This window comes from Faecalibacillus sp. (assembly GCF_047023275.1).
Lineage (GTDB): Bacteria > Bacillota_I > Bacilli_A > Erysipelotrichales > Coprobacillaceae > Faecalibacillus.
Window position 1 is genome coordinate 1 of sequence record NZ_JBKYAR010000016.1, and the last position, 19,394, is coordinate 19,394.

Sequence of the window (19,394 nt, forward strand, 5' to 3'; positions counted from 1 at the left end):
AAGCATCATCGCGGCGAAGATAGTACGTTGTGCGAAAATAGCTCGTTGCCAGTTTTTTTTTTTTGCGTTTTTTATTCAAAAAAAAGTTCTCAATCAAGAGAACTTTTTAAATACATTGTTTTAATTTTTCAACGATTTCTTCTATTTTATTACTATTTAATGATGAATAGTTCATGACATATATATTGTTATTTTCTATGGAATTTGAATAATATTTAGAAAGAGGGTTTAATTTGATTCCTTTGCTATAAGCATTATTAATAATTTCTTTTTCTTCTTTTTTACTTTTTATTTTCATTAAAAAATGAACACCAGCAGATTCATTATAAATTTCAACTTTATTTTTTAAGACACTTGATTGAAAAGCATTTAATATAATTTCTTGTTTTTTTTGATAATAATTTCTTAAACGATTAATATGTCTTTCAAAATGTCCATTTTCAATAAATTTTGAAAGTGTATACTGTTCAAAATTAGAAACAGTACATGAATAAAAAGATAATCTTTTATAGTATTCATTAGCTAAACTTTCTGGTAAGACCATATATGACATACGAATCGTTGAAGATAATGTTTTAGTAAAAGTATTCATATAAATAACTTTATCTGAAACATCAATACTTTGTAAAGTAGGAAGAGGCTTACCACCTAATCTTAATTCACTATCATAATCATCTTCTATAATATAATGATTTTTTACTTTATTTGCCCATCCAAGTAATTCATAACGTCTAGAAATAGGCATTACAATTCCTGTAGGAAATTGATGTGATGGTGAAATATGAATCACATCAATATCTTTCCTCTCTAATTCTTGAGGATCTATCCCATAACTATCCATATTTACATATTCAAAATGAACATTCATACTTTTATAAATTTGTGCTGTTTTAGGATATCCAGGATTTTCTAAACCATATTTAATATCATTTCCTAACAATTGAATAATTAAACTATATAAATATTCTGTTCCTGCACCAATAATAATTTGTTCAGGTTTTACATCCATATCTCTAAACTCTTTTAAAAAAGTAGCAATATTTTTTCTTAACTCAAGAATTCCTCCACAAGGAGAATTAATCATAAGTTCTTTTTGATTATCTTTCAAAACTTCTTTCATTGTTTTAATCCATGTTGTAAAAGGAAATATTTCACTTTCAGTTTGATTACTAGAAAAATCAGCTAAATAATGTGTATGTCCACTTGTCAAAACAACTGTTTCTTGATGTACTTGTTTTGTTGGTTGTACATCATTTAAATCAGCAACATAAAATCCTTTTTTAGGTAAAGAATAAATAAATCCTTCAGACATCAATAAACTATAAGCATTTTCAACAGTAATCACGCTTATACCTAAATTTTTAGCGAAAGTTCTTTTTGATGGTAAACGTTCTCCAGGCTTTATCTTTCTTAAAACAATATCTTTTTTTATACATTTATATAAATGTTCATAAAGAGAATCTGACCCTATATTTGAAAGATTATAAGTTAACATAATGATTTCCTCCTAAAACTGACCTTATTGAATATATTTATTTTGAATATTTTTTTATGTTCACATTTAAGTATAATAAAAGCCATAACAAAAGTAAACAGGGGGATCAAAAAATGGAAAATGAAAGATATACATTAAATAAACAATTAGCACAAATGTTAAAGGGTGGAGTTATTATGGATGTCACAACACCTGAACAAGCAAAAATTGCAGAGGAAGCAGGGGCTTGTGCAGTAATGGCACTTGAAAGAATTCCTGCAGATATTCGTGCAGCAGGGGGAGTTGCTAGAATGTCTGATCCAAAAATGATTCAAGAAATTCAAGCTGCTGTAAGTATTCCAGTTATGGCAAAATGTCGTATTGGACATTTTGTAGAAGCTCAAATATTACAAGCAATCGAAATTGATTACATTGATGAAAGTGAAGTATTATCACCAGCAGATGATGTTTATCATGTCAATAAAAGAGAATTTGAAGTACCATTTGTATGTGGTGCTAAAGATTTAGGAGAAGCGCTTCGTCGTATTAATGAAGGAGCAAGTATGATTCGTACAAAAGGTGAACCAGGAACAGGGGATATTGTACAAGCTGTTCGTCATATGAGAATGATGAATAAACAAATTGCTCAAATTTCAGCACTTAGAAAAGATGAACTATTTGAAGTTGCAAAACAATTACAAGTACCTTATGAACTTGTAGAATATGTACATGATCATAAAAAATTACCAGTTGTTAACTTTGCAGCTGGTGGAGTCGCAACACCAGCAGATGCAGCTTTAATGATGCAACTTGGTGCTGAAGGTGTATTTGTTGGTTCTGGTATCTTTAAATCAGGAAATCCCAAAAAACGTGCAGCAGCGATTGTACAAGCTGTTACAAATTATACAGATGCTAAGTTGATTGCAAAATTATCTGAAGATTTAGGGGAAGCAATGGTTGGGATTAATGAACAAGAAATTGAAATCTTAATGGCTGAAAGAGGTAAATAATGAAAGTTGCAGTTTTGGCTTTACAAGGTGCTTTTATTGAACATGAAAAAAGATTAGAACAATTAGGAGTGACTTGCATAGAATTAAGACAAAAAAGTGATCTTGATCAAGAGTTTGATGGTCTTGTTTTACCTGGTGGTGAAAGTACAGTTCAAGGTAAACTTTTAAAAGAATTGGATATGTTTGATTCTTTACAAAAACGTATTCAAGAAGGACTGCCAACGCTTGCAACTTGTGCGGGACTTATTTTACTAGCACAAAATATTGAAAATCAAGATCAAACTTATTTTTCAACAATACCTATGAGTGTTAAAAGAAACGCTTATGGTAGACAACTAGGAAGTTTTCATACCATTGAAGAAGTTAAGGGAATAGGAAAAGTGCCTATGACTTTTATTCGAGCACCTTATATCGAAAGTGTACAAGAAGGTGTTGATATTCTTTCTAAAGTAAATGACCATATTATTGCTGTTAAGTATAAAAACCAACTTGCACTTGCTTTTCATCCAGAATTAGATGAAGATCATTCTATTCATCAATATTTTATAAATATGATTAAAAAGTCTACGAGGTAGGCTTTTTTCTTATATAATAAAAGTAAAAGGAAGTGTTAAGATGAATCATCATATAGAAGTAATGAATTCTAATATAAAATATCCAATTATTTTTTATAATCATTTTTTTAATCAAAACCGACCTGTAACATCACATTTCCATAAGGATATTGAAGTTGTTTATGTTGTTTCAGGAAAATTAGAGGCATATATTGATGGAAAAAATGAAATATTTCATCAAGGAGAAATGTTTATCATTAATAGCCATGTCATTCATCAATTTATATTTTTGGAAGAAACGCATATTTATACTTATCTTCTTTCAATAGATGTATTTAATGAGTTTAATATTAAATGTCATACATTTAGACTAAGAACACCATTAGATGTAGAATGGTTAAAACCTTGGTTAGAAATGAAAAATTACCAATGTCTATCATCTTTAGACAAACATATTTTAATGTATCAACTCTATCAAAAATTAATTCAAGATTGTTTAATTGAAACAAAGAAAGAAACAAAACAAAATGATATTTCTTTCATATTAGATGAAATAGAAAAAAATTATGACCAAAATTTAACACTTGAACTTCTTGCAAAAAAATTTCATTTTCATCCTAATTCACTAACACGCTATTTTAAAAAACAAACAGGAACTACCTTTTACCAATATCTACAAAAAATTCGTTTAAAACATGCTTATTATGATTTAATGCATACGGATATGAAAATTATTGATATTGCTTTAAATAATGGATTTAAAAATGTGAAATCTTTTGAAAAAGTATTTCAAAATAAATATCAAAAAACACCTACAAATTATAAAAAAGGTTTATAATTGCCTATTAATTGTTTAAAAAAGCAATGAATATATTTTATGAATAGTTAAAATATAAGAAAAGGGGGTCAAGAAATGGAATGGTGGAAAAAGAGTGTTGTTTATCAAATTTATGTAAAAAGTTTTCAAGATAGTAATAATGATGGAATAGGTGATCTTCAAGGAATTATTTCCCGTTTGGATTACTTGAAAAAATTAGGGGTTGATGTTTTATGGTTAACACCAATTTATAAGTCTCCTAATGATGATAATGGTTATGACATTTCAGATTATTATCAAATTCAACCAGAATTTGGAACGATGGATGATTTTGAAGAATTATTGGAAAAAGCACATCAAAAACAAATTAAAATTATCTTGGATGTTGTTTTTAATCATACAAGTGATGAACATCATTGGTTTAAAGAAAGTCAATCATCAAAAGAAAATCCTTATCGAGATTATTATATTTGGAAAGAGCCTAAAGAAGGAGCTGTTCCTAACAATTGGACAAGTTGTTTTCAAGGTTCAGCGTGGGAATTTGATGAAAATACAAAAGAATATTATCTTCATTTATTTTCTAAAAAACAACCTGATTTAAATTGGCAAAACCCTAAAGTAAGGCAAGAATGTTATGATATTATGAATTATTGGGTAGATAAGGGAGTAGATGGTTTTCGTTTAGATGTCATTAATGTTATTAGTAAAGATGTAAGTCAATATTATGTAGATAGTTTAATTAAAGGACATAAGGTATGTGCTAATGGGCCACATGTACATGAATATATTCAAGAGATGAATCAAAAGGTATTTTCAAGAAAAGAATTATTGACAGTAGGAGAAACCCCAGCTGTTACTATAGAAGATGGTCAAAAATATGCACCATTAGATAATAGTGAATTAAGTATTATTTTTCAATTTGAATTGATGGATGTTGATGGTGGGGAAACGAATAAGTGGTCTGATCAACGCTTTGTTTTAAAAAATTTAAAACAAATCATGTCAAGATGGCAAGAGGGAATGTATCAAAAAGCTTGGAATTCATTATTTTGGAACAATCATGATCAACCCCGTTGTGTTTCACGATTTGGTGATACTTCAACTGCTCTTTATCATGAAAAATCAGCAAAAATGCTAGCAATTTGTCTTCATATGATGCAAGGAACACCTTATATTTATCAAGGAGAAGAATTAGGAATGACGAATGTTCCATTTAAATCATTGAATGATTATCGCGATATTGAAACCTATAATAGCTACAAACAACTTGTTGAAATAGAAAAGAAAGTAACCCATGAAGATATGTTACGCTACATGTTAAAATCAAGTCGTGATCATGCAAGAACACCAATGCAATGGAACAAAGATAAAAATGCGGGATTTAGTAAGCAAACACCATGGATCATGGTAAATCCAAATTATCTAACGATCAATGCAGAAGATGAAATCAGTAATTAAAATTCAATTTTTTATACTTATCAAAAACTTATACAATTAAGGAAGACATATGAAATTATAACTTTAGGAAAATATGAATTAATAATGAAGGATGATGAAAATATCTATGCATATAAACGTCTTTATAAAGACGAAGAAATGATTGTTTATTGTAATTTTAGTAATCAAGAAGTTAGTTATGATGCTTCTATTTTAAAAAATGAAAAAATATTGATTCAAAACTATGAAAAGCATCAAAAAGGAACTCTTAAACCTTATGAAAGTATTGTTTTCTATCAAAAAAGCAGAGCTTAGCTCTGCTTTTACATTAAATATGATATTCCATAGGATAAGTTAAATAATCTAAACGATCTAATTCATCAACTGTAACAACACCAGCAGGTGCAACTAAAACAGTTGGAATACGATTGACAATTGTTGCACATGTATGTTCAACTGTTGCAGGTTTTACAACATGGAATTCTGTATCTGGTTCACCAGTAATCTTCCAATCACACATATCACCATCATCTTCACCATAAACTTTACCAATACATTGTGTTTCAATAATTGGTCCTTGGAATGTTTCAGTTGTTACAACAGCAGCCATTCCAATACAATTTCCTTTAGGAATTGTTTCACCCAAAGTAGATGAATATAAATCTGTTTCATGGAAATAAGGAACACATTTTTGTGTTTGTGATTTAATTGTCCATCCCATACGAGTAGCTAATGCTTCATTTGAATTCCATACATAAGAAGGTTCTAATACTTCAGGATGAGCAATACTTGCTTCAAATTCTTCAGGTGTTAAACCAACACCATGTGCTTTAGCAAGTGCTAATCCATAATCTTCAACATTATAACTTACAGCCCCTTCAATCTTTTTAATAGAATGACATCCACCAGCAACAAGACCTACCATGTTTACCCAGAAAATATCTTCCATACCACTACCAACAAAAGTACATCCATTTTCTTTAGCAATGACATCCAATTGATTTGTACGAACAGGATCAGTTGTCCAACTATATGTTGCTTCTTCACAAGTTGAAATAACACTGATTCCTCTAGATAAACATTTTACATAATGATCAAAGCAATCACTAACTAAACTAAATAAAGTCACAACAGCAATATCAGGATCAGTTTCATCTAAAACTTTATCAGCTTGATCACTAATACAAACCCCTGTTTTAACACCTAATTCAGCAAAATCTCCAATATCCATTCCTACAATTGCAGGATTTGTATCAATAGCTCCAACAATCATAGCTCCATTTTCATAAAGATAACGAATAATATACTTTGCCATCTTTCCACAACCATATTGTACAACTTTAATCTTTTCCATATTTCATGCCTCCTATTTCTTTCACTTACATCATAGACCCTTATCTAAGAAGAGAGTCAACTACTTTTCAAAAGAAACAGGGACTTGCAATCTTAAAAACATCGAACGTTCATGATGATCAAAAATACTCAATTCACTTAAAACTTCACAAATATAATCACCACATATTTTTAAATGATTCATTTTACAATAATTTAAAAGTCTTTTCGCATAATCTATTTCTTGATGAAAATCATCTAAATAAATACAAGCATACATTCCATTTTCAATAATTTGAATTTCTTTTTCAGGAAAATGATCATCAACAAAAACAAAAATTCTATCAGAAACAAATTCTTGTTTTAAAAATCTATCCTTATTAAGAAAAGTACCAGCATTACAATAATAAATTTGAGGATAATGATGCATAATCAAATCATTTTTTAATTGTGTTAAAAGATGTTCATAAACATTTAAATCATGTTCATAAAAATTAATATCAGTATGCATTGCATAAATTCTTCTACGATCAATATATTCTAAAGTAATCGTTCCACTTGGAGGAGATTTACGATATCTTTCTAAACTATAAATTGTTCTAGAAATAGCATCTTTTGTTCTTTGCAAATCTTTGATTTGCATAGCTAATTGTTGTTTCTTTTTAATTAAAATAGCCTCAATTAAATTAATATCTTCTTTATCAAGAAGCTCTTTAATTTCTTTTAAATTCATTTGTAATTCTTTCATATATTGAATTAAATCTAAACGGGCATTTTGCTTAATATCATAATAACGATAATTTGTTTCTGGATTAACATAAACAGGTTTCAATAAATCAAGTTCATCATATAATCTTAAAGTTGTAACAGTGATATGATTCATTTTGGCCATTTCACCAATACTTAAATAGTCATTATTCATTGTTTTCACCTCTTTATTATTATAACAAACTCTCATGTAACATGAGAGTTATTTAGATAATTAAATGAAAAATAGACAAAAAATCTTATATTAATAAGAGATTTTATTTTTTTGATTATATTTTGTACAATAAAGGTAGTTTTAATCTTTAGAAAATCTTTAGAAATATAAAAAGAAAATATTTATAAATCATCTCTATACTTTAAGACAAGAGGTGAGGAAGATGGAAAGACTTAACAAAATTATTTTAATAAGCTGTATTTATGCAGGATATATATGTATTAGTTTTGCATTGTTTTCAATGCTTAAATAAGGAGTAAAAAGGGAATGGAAAAATATCATGTATTAGTTGTCGAAGATGACGTAGAAATTGCTAAGGCAATTGAAATTTATTTACAAAATCAAGGTTATGATGTCTTTGTTGGAAATGATGGATTAGAAGGATTAGAAATCGTTGAAAAAGAAACGATTCATTTAGCAATTGTTGACATAATGATGCCACGTATGGATGGTTTAACAATGGTTTCTAAATTAAGGGAAAAATATGATTTTCCAGTGATTTTTCTTTCAGCAAAATCAGAAGATATTGATAAAATTATGGGGCTTAATTTAGGTGGAGATGATTATGTGACAAAGCCATTTGTACCAATGGAATTAATGGCACGTGTTCGTTCACAACTTAGACGTTATGGACGTTATTTAGATGCTACTGCCCCTAAAGAAAGTGATCATATTTATTTATGTGGTGGACTTGAACTTAATGTAGATACTAAAACAGTGTCAGTAGATGGCAAAAAGGTGAAAGTTACACCTATTGAATTTAAAATATTAGAATTACTTATGAAAAATGCAGGAAAAGTTTTCTCTGCTGATGATATTTATGAACGTGTATGGAATGAAGAAGCTATTAATAGTGAAACAGTCATGGTTCATGTTCGTAATTTAAGAGAAAAAATAGAAATCAATCCTAAAAAACCACAATATTTAAAAGTGGTATGGGGTGTAGGTTATAAAATTGATAAACAATAGGGGGAAATATGAAAAATAAAAATAGACTTCTTAAAATATTTATATTTTCAATACTAATTATGGCATCATTAATAACATATTTAAGTTATGGTGCTAAAGAAAAAAGTTCTTCAACAAAATTAGATTTCGATAATAATCGAGGAACTATTACAGAAATACTTACATCTAAAAGCATTTTATTAGATATGAAAATTCAAAGAAGAAAAGGAAATTATGACTTACTTCATTATTATGTTGAAGGTGATAATATAGATAAACTTAATGTTTATGATGATTATTCTTTAAAAGATGCTTTTAATAATTATATTTATGATTTAGAAGATGAAAATAATCGACAATCAAGAGGTGTACAGTATTATGTTTATGATAAAACAGATGAAAAAATCTGTTTTACTAATTCTAAAAAGAATTTAAAGAAAGCTTTTGAAAAACAAGATAAAAACGTATTAAGTAATTATCAATGGTATGCAACGATTGATTATGATGAAAATGGAAATGTATCACTTGAAGGAAGTCAATCAAGTGATTGGGAAGGATCTTTCTACAATACATCCTTTGATCAACTCTTTAAAAATAATTATTTAGATGAAGATAATAGTGATACTATTAATAAAATAACCCTTAAAAATCCAACAAATATCAAAGTATTAATTGCTATACCCAAAAGATTACCAACGAATTGTTATTTAGAACAACTTTGTACTAATAAAGTATCTATGTCAAATGTTTTAACAACATATGTTTTCTTTATACTAGCAGTTCTTATTGTTATTATGATTTTTGTACCAGTAAGAGAACTTATTCATATTGAACCATTCCAATCCATTGTAAAAATTAAATTATGTTTTATGTTCTTTATTTATATTATTGTAGCTGCTATGTGGATTGCAATCATGACAGAAATTTTAAGAGCATCCTGGCAAGGAACCTTTGCATGGATGTTAAGAGAAAAAGGCATGGCAGGAGCAGGTGTTGCTATTGAACCTATTATTAATATTGTAGGATGGTTTGTATTCTATGCAATGATTATGTATTTTATCTTTTATCTTAAATCCATTCTTGTTTTTGGAAAAGATTTTTTGAAAGAACATACACTTATTTGTAGTATTTATCGTTATTTTAAAGATGAAATTAAAAGTTTAACACAATTTGATTTAAAGAATCAAAAAGGAAATGCGATTTTTAAATTAGGAATAATCAGTGGTATTTGTATTGAATCTATTCTCTTATTTGTTTATTTGTTGATGGGAATTACAGGAAATATTTATTACAACAGTCCAAGAGCTTATCTTTTACTTACATGTTTTCTTTCATTTTTTTCAGCAATTATCATTATGTTGATTGCTAAAAAAATGATGACAAAGGTCACAAATGACTATCATATTCTTTTACAATCAGCTAATCATCTTTCTAAAGGTGAATTTAATGATAAAATCAATCAAGATTTAGGTTTATTTAATTCACTCAAAGATGAACTTAATTGTATCAATGATGGTTTTAAAGATGCAGTAAGTAAAGAAGTTGCTTCTCAAAAAATGAAAACTGAATTGATTAGCAATGTTTCACATGATTTAAAAACACCACTTACATCAATTATTTCTTATATTGATTTATTAAAACAAGGTCATCTTACTTTAGAACAACAAAATGAATATATTGATGTTCTAGATAGAAATACTAAAAGATTAAAAACACTCATTGAAGATTTATTTGAAGTTTCAAAAGTTAATAGTGGTAATATTCAATTAAATCCTATAAATTTAGATATTCATGCTTTAATACAACAAGTCCTCTTTGAATATCAAGAACAATTTGAACAACATCATTTAAATATAAAAAATGATGTTGAAAATAAAAAAATAATTTGTTATTTAGACAGTGAAAAAACATATCGTGTTTTAGAAAATCTATGTCAAAATATTTGTAAATATGCTTTAGAACATACGCGAGTTTATCTTCAAGTAAAAGAAACAAATCAACAAGTCATTATTGTTTTCAAAAATATTTCAGCTCATGAAATTAATAATCCAGAAGATTTAACAGAAAGATTTGTTCAAGGGGATGCTTCACGTAAAAGTGAAGGTTCTGGTTTAGGTCTTGCTATTTGTAAAAGCTTTGTTGAAGTTCAAGAAGGAACTTTTGAAGTGGATGTAGATGGTGATTTATTTAAGACAACGATTACTTTTCCAAAGAAGATAGACATGCATGATTAAAAAACTAATACTTTGGACAGTTCTTTTTATCTTCCTTCTTTGTATTAATACAGGAATCATCTTTATGATTTATAAAACACTCTATTTGATAAAACTATCTCTTTTTTGAGATAGTTTTTCAAATTATGAAAATAAAATTTAATCATAAAAAAATAAGTATAATACAACTGGGTAGAGTCTAAAGTTTATGAAAACTATATAAAATCATAGGTTTTAGGACTCAATGAACGATGTGAAATCATTCAAAAAGTTATAAAACTTAATATTTCAGAATTTTCTAAATCATTGGATTATAAAAAGTAATAAAAAAAGACTGAAAAAGGCGCAATGAGGGTATCGTCTCTAGGAACATATCTTAGAGAAATGATCAGTTGGCTGTATTTGTCGGATGATAATGATGTGATATTTCAATAAGTTTAAGCCATTGATCAGGCATAAGCATATCATTATCAAATAATCCTGTGACGGGTGTTTTAAATCCTAATGATGAATGTGGTCTTAGAAAGTTAAAAAAGCATACAAAAAGAATCATGTAGCTGTTGGCACCTTCGATTTTGTCATAACCATTAGTTCCATAATAATTCTGCTTATATGTACGATTGAGCCTTTCTTCAATCTGCTTGAAAGGTCTATATTTTTTAGATGTCTCATCTTTATTTTTAACACCGATGACTTGATGAAGATCAAACTTGATATCATTGATATCAAAAAAGACCTGAGTGGCATTATAGATGGGGTTGCCATCTGTAATAAGAGTAAGGTTTTCAGGAATATTACCATTGTAATGTTTCAAACAGTCATAGATGGATCTACAGGCACATTCAGTATCACGAGTTGGATAAATCGTATGGGATGTAATAATTTTGGAATGAGGATCTGACCAAAAGAAAACATACTGATTTTTACCCCTGACTTTGATGTAAGTTTCATCCCCTGCAAGAAGTGAACCAATCTTATAAGGATAATGATCAACCATATCTTTTACAAGAGATGATACACCATTGGCATAGTTGATGACGGTCTGGTGAGAAATACGCACACCATGAATTTGTTTCATGATGAGAGCAGTTTTTCTGGCACCAAGACCATAATTGACGTAATACGTCAAAATAAGACCAAGGACTTTATGATCAAAATGGATTCTGGAAATATTAAATCCTGTATTTAAAGACTGAGATACCTTTTTAAGAGATTTCATATCAAATTTGAATTCGCGATAGTGATATCTAAGACGATACTGATTACTGGAGGTAATAAGAGAATCCCTGTCATCACTGTCTAAAACTTCTTTATTATGTTTGTAATAGGAACAGTCCTGATTCATGCAGACGTAAACAAAATAGCCATTGCGATCATGATGTAAAACAAGCTTACGTTTGCAGTGAGGACAGTAGATACCAATCTCATCTTTGATAGTCGTTTTAACGGTAAAAGTATTCTTGCAAGCCTTGCATTGATATTGACCTTTGCCTTTATTATTGTCATAAATATATTCTTTAGGAGCACCACAATAAGGGCATACACCGTCAAATGCAAAAGATTCAGGATTTCTTCGCCTGATAGGACCAATATTCTTTTTGTTGATGATGTCTTCAAAAGAAAGCTGTTCAACCAGTTCATTTTTGAATAGAGGAGGTTCATCGACCTTGAAATCAGCATAGGGGATTTGGACATCTTTGTTTTTAGAAGATTTAAGATGAGAGATTTCTTTTTTTGTAACAGGATTGATATTGTCTTCAAAGAACCTGTTGAGCCAGTCAATATGTTTAGAGGCCTCATCAAGATGATAGATAAAATCAATATTGTTCAAATGATCAGAAATAGAGTCAGAAATCCTGTTTAAGATGTTCAGAGGCTGAAAATATTGAGAGAATTTAAAATTTTGTTTAGAAAAAGATTCAATAGAATCAATTAAATGTGTTATACTTTGCATGATGAAATATCCTTTCGTTAGATTTTGGTTAGCGCTTAAAAGTATAACATAGGAATTTCATCTTTTTTTAGTAAAAAACGAAAAAAAGATGATTACTAGGATATACTCAGTAATCATTTTACTGTTTATATAGATAAATTGAAGGGTAGTGTATTTACGCTATTTAATATAGATTTTTGACACTACCTACAACTGAAAGAGGGGAGTTTATGAAATTTAAGTTTTCAATCAAATTAGCAATTATTTCATTAATCGGAAACTTTATTATCGCTATTGGAGTTTCCACATGTCGTATTTCACAAATGGGAATTGATCCATTTACATCAATGACAACTGGAATCAGTGGTTTATTAAATATACCTTTAGGTGTTTTTCAAGGAAGTATTAATGCTGTTTTATTTTTAGTTTTAATTTTATTAAGTAGAAGTAATTTAAAATACTTAAATATTGGAGCCATTATTAATATGTTTTTACTAGGCTTCTTTGTACAATTCTTTAATAATGTTTATTGTCAATTATTTAATGTTACTTCACCTGATGTCATTCCATTTTCTTTACCAATGAAATTTGTAGTTTTAGCGATTGGTATTCTATTATGTACACTTGGATGTTCTTTATATATTACATCAGATCTTGGAACAGGATGTTATGATGCTTTATCAATTTATATGGCAGATGTTATGTCACCTTCTTATCCTGTATGTCGTATTATGACAGATGTCATTTGTGTTTTAATTGGTTTTGTTACAGGTGGACCTTTAGGAATAGCCACAATTATATTAATGTTTGGTACAGGCCCATTAATTAGTACTTGGAATAAATTGGTTTCAAAGCCAATTGTTGAAAAATTTGCTTAAAATATTCCTCGATAATTGTAGAGTTATCGAGGATTTTTTTGTATAATAGATACGTTATGAAAGAAATAAGAAGAGGAATGAAAAATGGAATACCGATTGCTTTAGGCTATTTATCTGTGTCTTTTTCCTTTGGTGCTATTGCTGTTTCAATGGGATTTAGTGTGATACAAGCTATTTTAATTTCTTTATTGAACTTAACATCAGCAGGGCAATTTGCATCATTAGGTATTATTGCTGGACAAGGAACATACTTAGAAATGGCTATTGTGGAATTGACAGTGAATATTCGCTATGCTTTTATGTCACTTTCGCTTTCACAAAAAGTAGATGATAAGTTTAAAGGCATTTATAAATGGTTATTAAGCTTTTTTATTACTGATGAAATTTTTGCTTTATCGATGTTAGAAGAAAGTGTCAGTCGTACTTACTTTTTTGGTTTAGCTGCGATTTCAGCAACAGGTTGGCTTTTAGGAACAAGTCTAGGTGCTATTTTAGGATCAGTTGTTCCCCAAGTTATCAGTAATGCTTTATCGATTGCATTATATGCGATGTTTATTGCAATTATTATTCCAGGTATGAAAAAAGATAAACATGTTGTTAAAGTAGTATTACTAGCTATTATTATTCGTTCATGTTTTTACTACTTACCAGTCATCAATCAATTATCAAGTGGTTTTGCAATGACAATTTCAGCACTTTCAAGTGCATTGATAGGAGCTGTAATCTTTAATAAGGAGGAAGTGCATGGATAAACAATTTTGTATCTATTTAGCGATTATGTCACTTATAACATATGCGATTCGTGCTATTCCGCTTGTCTTTATTAATAAAAAAATAACGAATCCTGTTATTCAATCATTTTTAGACTATATCCCTTATACTGTTTTAGCCGCAATGACCTTCCCTGATATCTTTTATTCAACAGGTCATTTACTATCAGGCATTATAGCGACAATCATTATTATTTATGCTTCATATAAAGAATTAAGTCTTATTCAAGTTGCTTGTATTGGTTGTTTTGTTGTAGTAATGATTGAACTTTTATTATAGTATTTGACGCTTTAGAGCGTCTTTTTTCTATGTCAAATCATTTTGACATTAAAAATGATGAATGTAAAAAGTATTTGATAGATGAAATCATTGGATTATGAAAAGATGTTTTTGAAAGGAGAAAATGAATATGGAAATTGGAAAAAAACTAAAAGATGCACGTATAAAATCTGGATTAACTCAAGAAGAAATTGCTGAAAAACTGAATGTTTCTCGTCAAACAATTTCAAATTGGGAAAATGAAAAATCTTATCCAGATATTATAAGTGTGATTGAATTAAGTAGCCTTTATTCCATAAGTCTTGATGATTTATTAAAAGGAGACGAAGAAATGAAAAAACATCTAGAAGAAAGTACAAATGTTGTTAAAAGTAATCAAAAACTTTTTGGAGTCATTCTACTCAATATTGTGATTGTTATTTTATTAATTGCTTTAGGAATGTTTTTACCAAATAAAAGTTATTATTTAATAATAGTATTTTGTTTGGCAATTGTGAGTTCATCACTTTTACTTTATCAAATAATTAAACGTATTTAAGGAGAAAATGTTCATGGAAATAAAGAGTGTTTTAGCGGTTATATTTATAGCAGTAGCTATTGTTGGAGCAATTGAAACAGTATATCAAATTTATCAATTAACAGTAATTGATGCAACAATTCGTGGATTAAAGCATCCAAAATTATGGGGATTATTAGCAAGTAATGGGAATAATTCAAGTGGTTTATTATTATATCTTATAGGTAGAAGAAATTATCCTATACATTCTATAGATCATAAACAATTAGTTTTGATGGATAAAAGAAAAAAAGCTGCAGGTATTGGATTAGTCTTTCTTGTTATTGGAACTATTGGTTTGATCTTATGTATTGGTTTATAAATTAAGGAAATCCTTAGGGATTTCTTTTTATTTGACATTCTTTTTTTAATATATTAAAATAGTTCAAAAATGAACTATCTAAAAATGAAGTAATGAGGTGAGAAAATGAATATTGATTTTGCTAGAAAATTAGAAATGGCCTATCATCAACAATGTAAAGCGATTTGTAAAGAATTTAACCTTAAACAAACAGGATTTGATATCTTAATGTTTTTAGGAAATAATCCACAATATAGACATGCAAGAGATATCGTAGAAGTTAGAAAAATTAAAGCTAATCTTGTTTCAATTCATGTAGATCAATTAGTAGAACAAGGATATTTATCAAGAATTAATGTTCCTGGTGATCGAAGAAAAGTGGAACTTGTTTTAAATGAAAAAGCATTAGTGATTATTGAAAAAGGAAAACTTTTTCAAAATGATTTTATTGCCTCACTTTTTGTAGGCATTGATCAAAAGCATCAAGAAATATTTAAAGAAACTTTAGAGTTGATGGAAAAAAATATAGATAAATTAATGGAGGAAAAATAAAGTGGAAACAAATATTTTATTTATTATTCTTGTGACATTCTTTGCAGGAATGGGAGCAGGACTTGGAACTGGATTTGCAGGTATGTCGGCAGCAGCTGTCATTAGTCCAATGTTGATTGCTTTTTTAAAAATGGATCCTTATATGGCAGTAGGAATAGCTTTATCATCAGATGTTCTTGCTAGCGCTGTTTCAGCTTATACTTATGGGAAAAATAAGAACCTGGATATTAAAAATGGTTTATTAATGATGGTCAGTGTTCTTGCTTTTACAGTTGTTGGAAGCTATGTCGCAAGTCTTCTACCATCTTCTACAATGGGAAGTTTTTCAGTTTTCATGACTTTTCTTTTAGGAATTAAATTTATTGTTAAACCAGTAATGACAACAAAAGAAGCCATGAATAATATATCTGCTAAAAAAAGAGCTATTCAATCTGTTATTTGTGGAATGTTTATAGGATTTATTTGTGGTTTTGTTGGAGCTGGTGGCGGTATGATGATGCTTCTTATTTTAACAACAGTCATGGGTTATGAACTTAAAACAGCAGTTGGAACAAGTGTTTTTATTATGACATTTACTGCACTAACAGGGGCTGTTTCTCATTTTATGATTGGTGGTCTTCCAAATCCAACTATTTGGATTCTATGTATTATTTTTACTCTTATTTGGGCAAGAATTGCAGCTTTATTTGCGAATAAAGCTACACCTGAAACTTTAAATAGAGCAACAGGAATTGTACTTGTTGTTTTAGGAATTGTTATTTTCTTGTTTTCATAAAAAGTATTTTAAATTGATAACAATCTCTAAGGGGATTGTTTTTTCTTCGTAGTAAAGAATTATAAATAGTTTATAATAAAAACGAAAGGGTGATGAGAATGAAGGCAATACCAATAGGAATATCTGATTATAGAAAGTTACGCCAAAATGACTATTACTATGTTGATAAAACATTAATGATTAAAGACTTTTTAGAAAGAAAAAGTCAAGTAACATTAATTACACGTCCTCGAAGATTTGGAAAAACTATTAATATGTCTATGATGGCAGAATTCTTTGATATTACAAAAGATTCAAAAGAAATCTTTAAAGGTACTAAAATCATGGATACACCTTATGCTAAAGAAATCAATCAATATCCAACAATCTTCATTTCTTTTGCAAATGCAAAAAGAGATAAGGAAACAGTAGTTTCAACAATTAAAACTCAAATACAAAATCAATGGGATAAATATGAATATATATTTAACAATTTAAAAGGTTTTAAAAAAAATAAGTATAATGATCTTTATAATGCATTAGCTAAATATCATAGTTTAGCAGGAATAAATGATGCTATTGGTTTTTTAATGGAAAGATTACAAGATTATTACCATAAAGAAGTTATGGTTTTTATAGATGAATATGATACACCGTTTATTGAAGCTCATACAGGTGGTTTCTATGATGAAGTAAAATCAGGACTTTCAGGTTTACTTCATAATTCACTTAAAACATCAAATAGTTTAAAATATGCAATGCTTACAGGAATTCAAAGAGTTGCTAAGGAAAATATTTTTAGTGATTTAAATAATCTTGTTGTATGTGATGTTACCAAATGTTGCCGTAAAGCTCCCAGCTTCAGCTGTGGAGATATAAGGCAACTTTTTTAAGATTTTATTAATAAATCATATCGGCAGATAACTTTTGATAGTATAATATATCCATAAAATACAAATCAAATAATAATGTCATGGGTGTTGATTTTGGAATCAAATGTCCTGCTGTAAGCTACTGTCCAGATGGAAGTGTCAAGTTTTATGGAAATGGTAGAAAAAACAAATATATAAGAAGACACTACAATAATCTTCGAAAAAGATTTCAGAAAGCTAAGAAGCCAAAGGCAGTTGTTAAAATCAACAACAAAGAACAACGTATCATGAAAGATATAGATCATAAGCTAAGTCGTGAAATCGTAAATACAGCAAAAGCTCATGACGTATCAGTAATCAAATTAGAGCGACTTCAAAACATACGCTCTACGACAAGAACAAGTCGAAAAAACAATCATAGCCTGCATATATGGTCATTTTATAGACTAGCACAGTTTATAGAATACAAAGCAAAACTGGCAGGCATAGAAGTTGAGTATGTAGATCCAGCATATACAAGTCAGATCTGCCCAATATGTGGAAGTGTTCATCATGCAAATGACAGAAGATATACGTGCAGATGTGGATTTCATACGCATAGGGATCTGTTGGGAGCCATAAACATATGCAACTCAACTGAGTATATTGGTAACAGATATACTGCCTAGAGAACTATAGGTTCTGCTCTAGGAAGGGTAATGGCATACCCCTATCTTGCACTGCGAGCTATCAGAAATGAACTGGTCAGCCAACAATGTTGGCAGGTAGCAAGAATCCCCTGTCTTTAGACATGGGGAGTGTCAATGATCAAAGATATGCTTGTTATTTTGGCTTTGATAACGAAGAAACACAAATATTATTAGAATATTATGGGATGAAGTTAAATGCAAATGTTAAAGAAATGTATGATGGCTATAAAATGGGAGACAAAGAAATCTATAATCCATGGTCAATTTTAAATTATACAGATAATAAAAAATTGATTCCTTATTGGGTCAATACGAGTGTTAATACAATGATTAAAGAAGCAATCAAAGATGCAAATTATGATTTTAAAGAACAATATGAAAAGCTTATAAAAAATAACTATTTAGAAACAACGGTTGTTCTACAAACAAGTTTTTATGAAGTTAAGAATACACCATCTTTATGGGGACTTTTAGTTAATGCAGGATATTTAACAATAACAAAAATTATCAATGCTCTAGGTGATCGTTATCGTATTGAAATTCCCAATAAAGAAGTAAGAAAAGAATTTATTAATTTAACAGAATTCTATTTAGGATTGCAAATGGGGCAAATGAATAATGTGGTAGAGAGTTTAATAGAAGAAAATAAAGAAGATTTTTTGATAGTTATCAAAGTATCTTGATGTTACCAAGTTATCATGATTTAAAAAATGAAAATAGTTATCATATGATGATGTTAGGAATGTGCGCGTGTTTATCAAATAATTATAAAATTATTTCAAATCGAGAAGAAGGTAAAGGAAGATGTGATTTAATTATACAAGCATACGATAAGAAAAATACATCTTTTGTTATAGAATTTAAGTATCTTAAAGAAGGAAAGAAAAATCTTCAGGACGAACTTAATAGACTTGCCAGTATTGCTATTCAACAAATTAAAGAAAAACAATATGATGTTGATTTAAATGGTAATGTTATTTATATAGGTTTAGCACATCATGGCAAAGATGTTGCTATAGAGTGGAAAAACTAAAAGAGCACG

Annotated in this window: 22 protein-coding genes; 18 read left to right on the forward strand and 4 right to left on the reverse strand. The window is 28.8% G+C overall.

Features of this window, described 5'->3' with window-relative positions:
* Positions 1-106: 106 nt before the first annotated feature.
* Positions 107-1,495, reverse strand: coding sequence for a PLP-dependent aminotransferase family protein (locus ACLVEP_RS06875; RefSeq protein ID WP_412583793.1), 1,389 nt, complete (start codon positions 1,493-1,495; stop codon positions 107-109).
* A 113-nt stretch (positions 1,496-1,608) separates the two neighbouring features.
* Here ACLVEP_RS06875 and pdxS point away from each other — a divergent pair, with 113 nt between their 5' ends.
* The 5 genes from pdxS to ACLVEP_RS06900 all read left to right on the forward strand — a co-directional run bounded on the left by pdxS (position 1,609) and on the right by ACLVEP_RS06900 (position 5,607).
* Positions 1,609-2,484 (forward strand): pyridoxal 5'-phosphate synthase lyase subunit PdxS, encoded by an 876-nt coding sequence (pdxS, locus tag ACLVEP_RS06880; RefSeq protein ID WP_412583795.1) that lies wholly within the window; start codon positions 1,609-1,611, stop codon positions 2,482-2,484.
* Entirely contained in the window at positions 2,484-3,059 is a 576-nt protein-coding gene (pdxT, locus tag ACLVEP_RS06885; protein ID WP_412583797.1) for a pyridoxal 5'-phosphate synthase glutaminase subunit PdxT, read from the forward strand. Before pdxS ends, pdxT begins: the two co-directional genes overlap by 1 nt.
* A 40-nt stretch (positions 3,060-3,099) precedes the next feature.
* On the forward strand, positions 3,100-3,876 hold the full coding sequence (locus tag ACLVEP_RS06890; protein WP_412583798.1) for a helix-turn-helix domain-containing protein: 777 nt from the start codon (positions 3,100-3,102) through the stop codon (positions 3,874-3,876).
* 75 nt (positions 3,877-3,951) lie between these two features.
* Positions 3,952-5,313 carry an alpha-glucosidase gene (locus ACLVEP_RS06895; RefSeq protein ID WP_412583800.1) on the forward strand — a complete coding sequence of 454 codons (1,362 nt, stop codon included), beginning with the start codon at positions 3,952-3,954 and terminating at the stop codon, positions 5,311-5,313.
* Positions 5,314-5,370: 57 nt separating this feature from the next.
* Positions 5,371-5,607, forward strand: coding sequence for an alpha-glucosidase C-terminal domain-containing protein (locus tag ACLVEP_RS06900; protein WP_412583863.1), 237 nt, complete (start codon positions 5,371-5,373; stop codon positions 5,605-5,607).
* Positions 5,608-5,620: 13 nt separating this feature from the next.
* On the opposite strand, the gene ACLVEP_RS06905 is transcribed toward ACLVEP_RS06900, so the two are convergent.
* Both ACLVEP_RS06905 and ACLVEP_RS06910 read right to left on the reverse strand, forming a co-directional pair.
* A complete protein-coding gene (locus tag ACLVEP_RS06905; protein WP_412583801.1) occupies positions 5,621-6,646 on the reverse strand; it encodes a dihydrodipicolinate reductase in 1,026 nt (341 codons plus the stop codon).
* 60 nt (positions 6,647-6,706) lie between these two features.
* Positions 6,707-7,546 carry a MerR family transcriptional regulator gene (locus ACLVEP_RS06910; RefSeq protein ID WP_412583803.1) on the reverse strand — a complete coding sequence of 280 codons (840 nt, stop codon included), beginning with the start codon at positions 7,544-7,546 and terminating at the stop codon, positions 6,707-6,709.
* A gap of 327 nt (positions 7,547-7,873) precedes the next feature.
* Between ACLVEP_RS06910 and ACLVEP_RS06915 the strand changes: the two genes are divergently transcribed.
* Positions 7,874-8,575, forward strand: a complete 702-nt coding sequence (locus ACLVEP_RS06915; RefSeq protein ID WP_412583804.1) for a response regulator transcription factor — start codon at positions 7,874-7,876, stop codon at positions 8,573-8,575.
* Positions 8,576-8,583: 8 nt separating this feature from the next.
* Positions 8,584-10,788, forward strand: coding sequence for a sensor histidine kinase (locus ACLVEP_RS06920; RefSeq protein ID WP_412583805.1), 2,205 nt, complete (start codon positions 8,584-8,586; stop codon positions 10,786-10,788).
* 367 nt (positions 10,789-11,155) lie between these two features.
* Here the strand turns inward: ACLVEP_RS06920 and ACLVEP_RS06925 are convergent, their stop codons facing one another.
* Positions 11,156-12,721: a DDE-type integrase/transposase/recombinase gene (locus tag ACLVEP_RS06925; protein ID WP_412582242.1), complete on the reverse strand. Its 1,566-nt coding sequence runs from the start codon at positions 12,719-12,721 to the stop codon at positions 11,156-11,158.
* Between the two features lie 209 nt (positions 12,722-12,930).
* Here ACLVEP_RS06925 and ACLVEP_RS06930 point away from each other — a divergent pair, with 209 nt between their 5' ends.
* The 11 genes from ACLVEP_RS06930 to ACLVEP_RS06980 all read left to right on the forward strand — a co-directional run bounded on the left by ACLVEP_RS06930 (position 12,931) and on the right by ACLVEP_RS06980 (position 19,385).
* Complete coding sequence (locus ACLVEP_RS06930) at positions 12,931-13,578, forward strand: YczE/YyaS/YitT family protein (protein ID WP_412583806.1); 648 nt, start codon at positions 12,931-12,933, stop codon at positions 13,576-13,578.
* Positions 13,579-13,634: 56 nt separating this feature from the next.
* Positions 13,635-14,330, forward strand: coding sequence for an AzlC family ABC transporter permease (locus tag ACLVEP_RS06935; protein ID WP_412583807.1), 696 nt, complete (start codon positions 13,635-13,637; stop codon positions 14,328-14,330).
* Complete coding sequence (locus tag ACLVEP_RS06940; RefSeq protein WP_318000184.1) at positions 14,323-14,628, forward strand: AzlD domain-containing protein; 306 nt, start codon at positions 14,323-14,325, stop codon at positions 14,626-14,628. Before ACLVEP_RS06935 ends, ACLVEP_RS06940 begins: the two co-directional genes overlap by 8 nt.
* A gap of 130 nt (positions 14,629-14,758) precedes the next feature.
* Positions 14,759-15,166 carry a helix-turn-helix domain-containing protein gene (locus ACLVEP_RS06945; protein ID WP_412583808.1) on the forward strand — a complete coding sequence of 136 codons (408 nt, stop codon included), beginning with the start codon at positions 14,759-14,761 and terminating at the stop codon, positions 15,164-15,166.
* A gap of 13 nt (positions 15,167-15,179) precedes the next feature.
* A complete protein-coding gene (locus ACLVEP_RS06950) occupies positions 15,180-15,506 on the forward strand; it encodes a hypothetical protein (protein ID WP_412583809.1) in 327 nt (108 codons plus the stop codon).
* 105 nt (positions 15,507-15,611) lie between these two features.
* Entirely contained in the window at positions 15,612-16,037 is a 426-nt protein-coding gene (locus ACLVEP_RS06955; protein ID WP_318000182.1) for a MarR family winged helix-turn-helix transcriptional regulator, read from the forward strand.
* Positions 16,038-16,086: 49 nt separating this feature from the next.
* Entirely contained in the window at positions 16,087-16,812 is a 726-nt protein-coding gene (locus ACLVEP_RS06960) for a sulfite exporter TauE/SafE family protein (protein ID WP_412583865.1), read from the forward strand.
* Positions 16,813-16,910: 98 nt separating this feature from the next.
* Complete coding sequence (locus tag ACLVEP_RS06965) at positions 16,911-17,684, forward strand: AAA family ATPase (RefSeq protein ID WP_412583810.1); 774 nt, start codon at positions 16,911-16,913, stop codon at positions 17,682-17,684.
* Between the two features lie 53 nt (positions 17,685-17,737).
* Positions 17,738-18,331, forward strand: a complete 594-nt coding sequence (locus tag ACLVEP_RS06970; RefSeq protein WP_412583866.1) for an RNA-guided endonuclease TnpB family protein — start codon at positions 17,738-17,740, stop codon at positions 18,329-18,331.
* A gap of 86 nt (positions 18,332-18,417) precedes the next feature.
* Positions 18,418-19,035, forward strand: coding sequence for a hypothetical protein (locus ACLVEP_RS06975; RefSeq protein ID WP_412583811.1), 618 nt, complete (start codon positions 18,418-18,420; stop codon positions 19,033-19,035).
* On the forward strand, positions 19,035-19,385 hold the full coding sequence (locus ACLVEP_RS06980; RefSeq protein WP_412583812.1) for a PD-(D/E)XK nuclease domain-containing protein: 351 nt from the start codon (positions 19,035-19,037) through the stop codon (positions 19,383-19,385). The genes ACLVEP_RS06975 and ACLVEP_RS06980 overlap by 1 nt, the downstream gene beginning before the upstream one ends.
* Positions 19,386-19,394 lie beyond the last annotated feature (9 nt).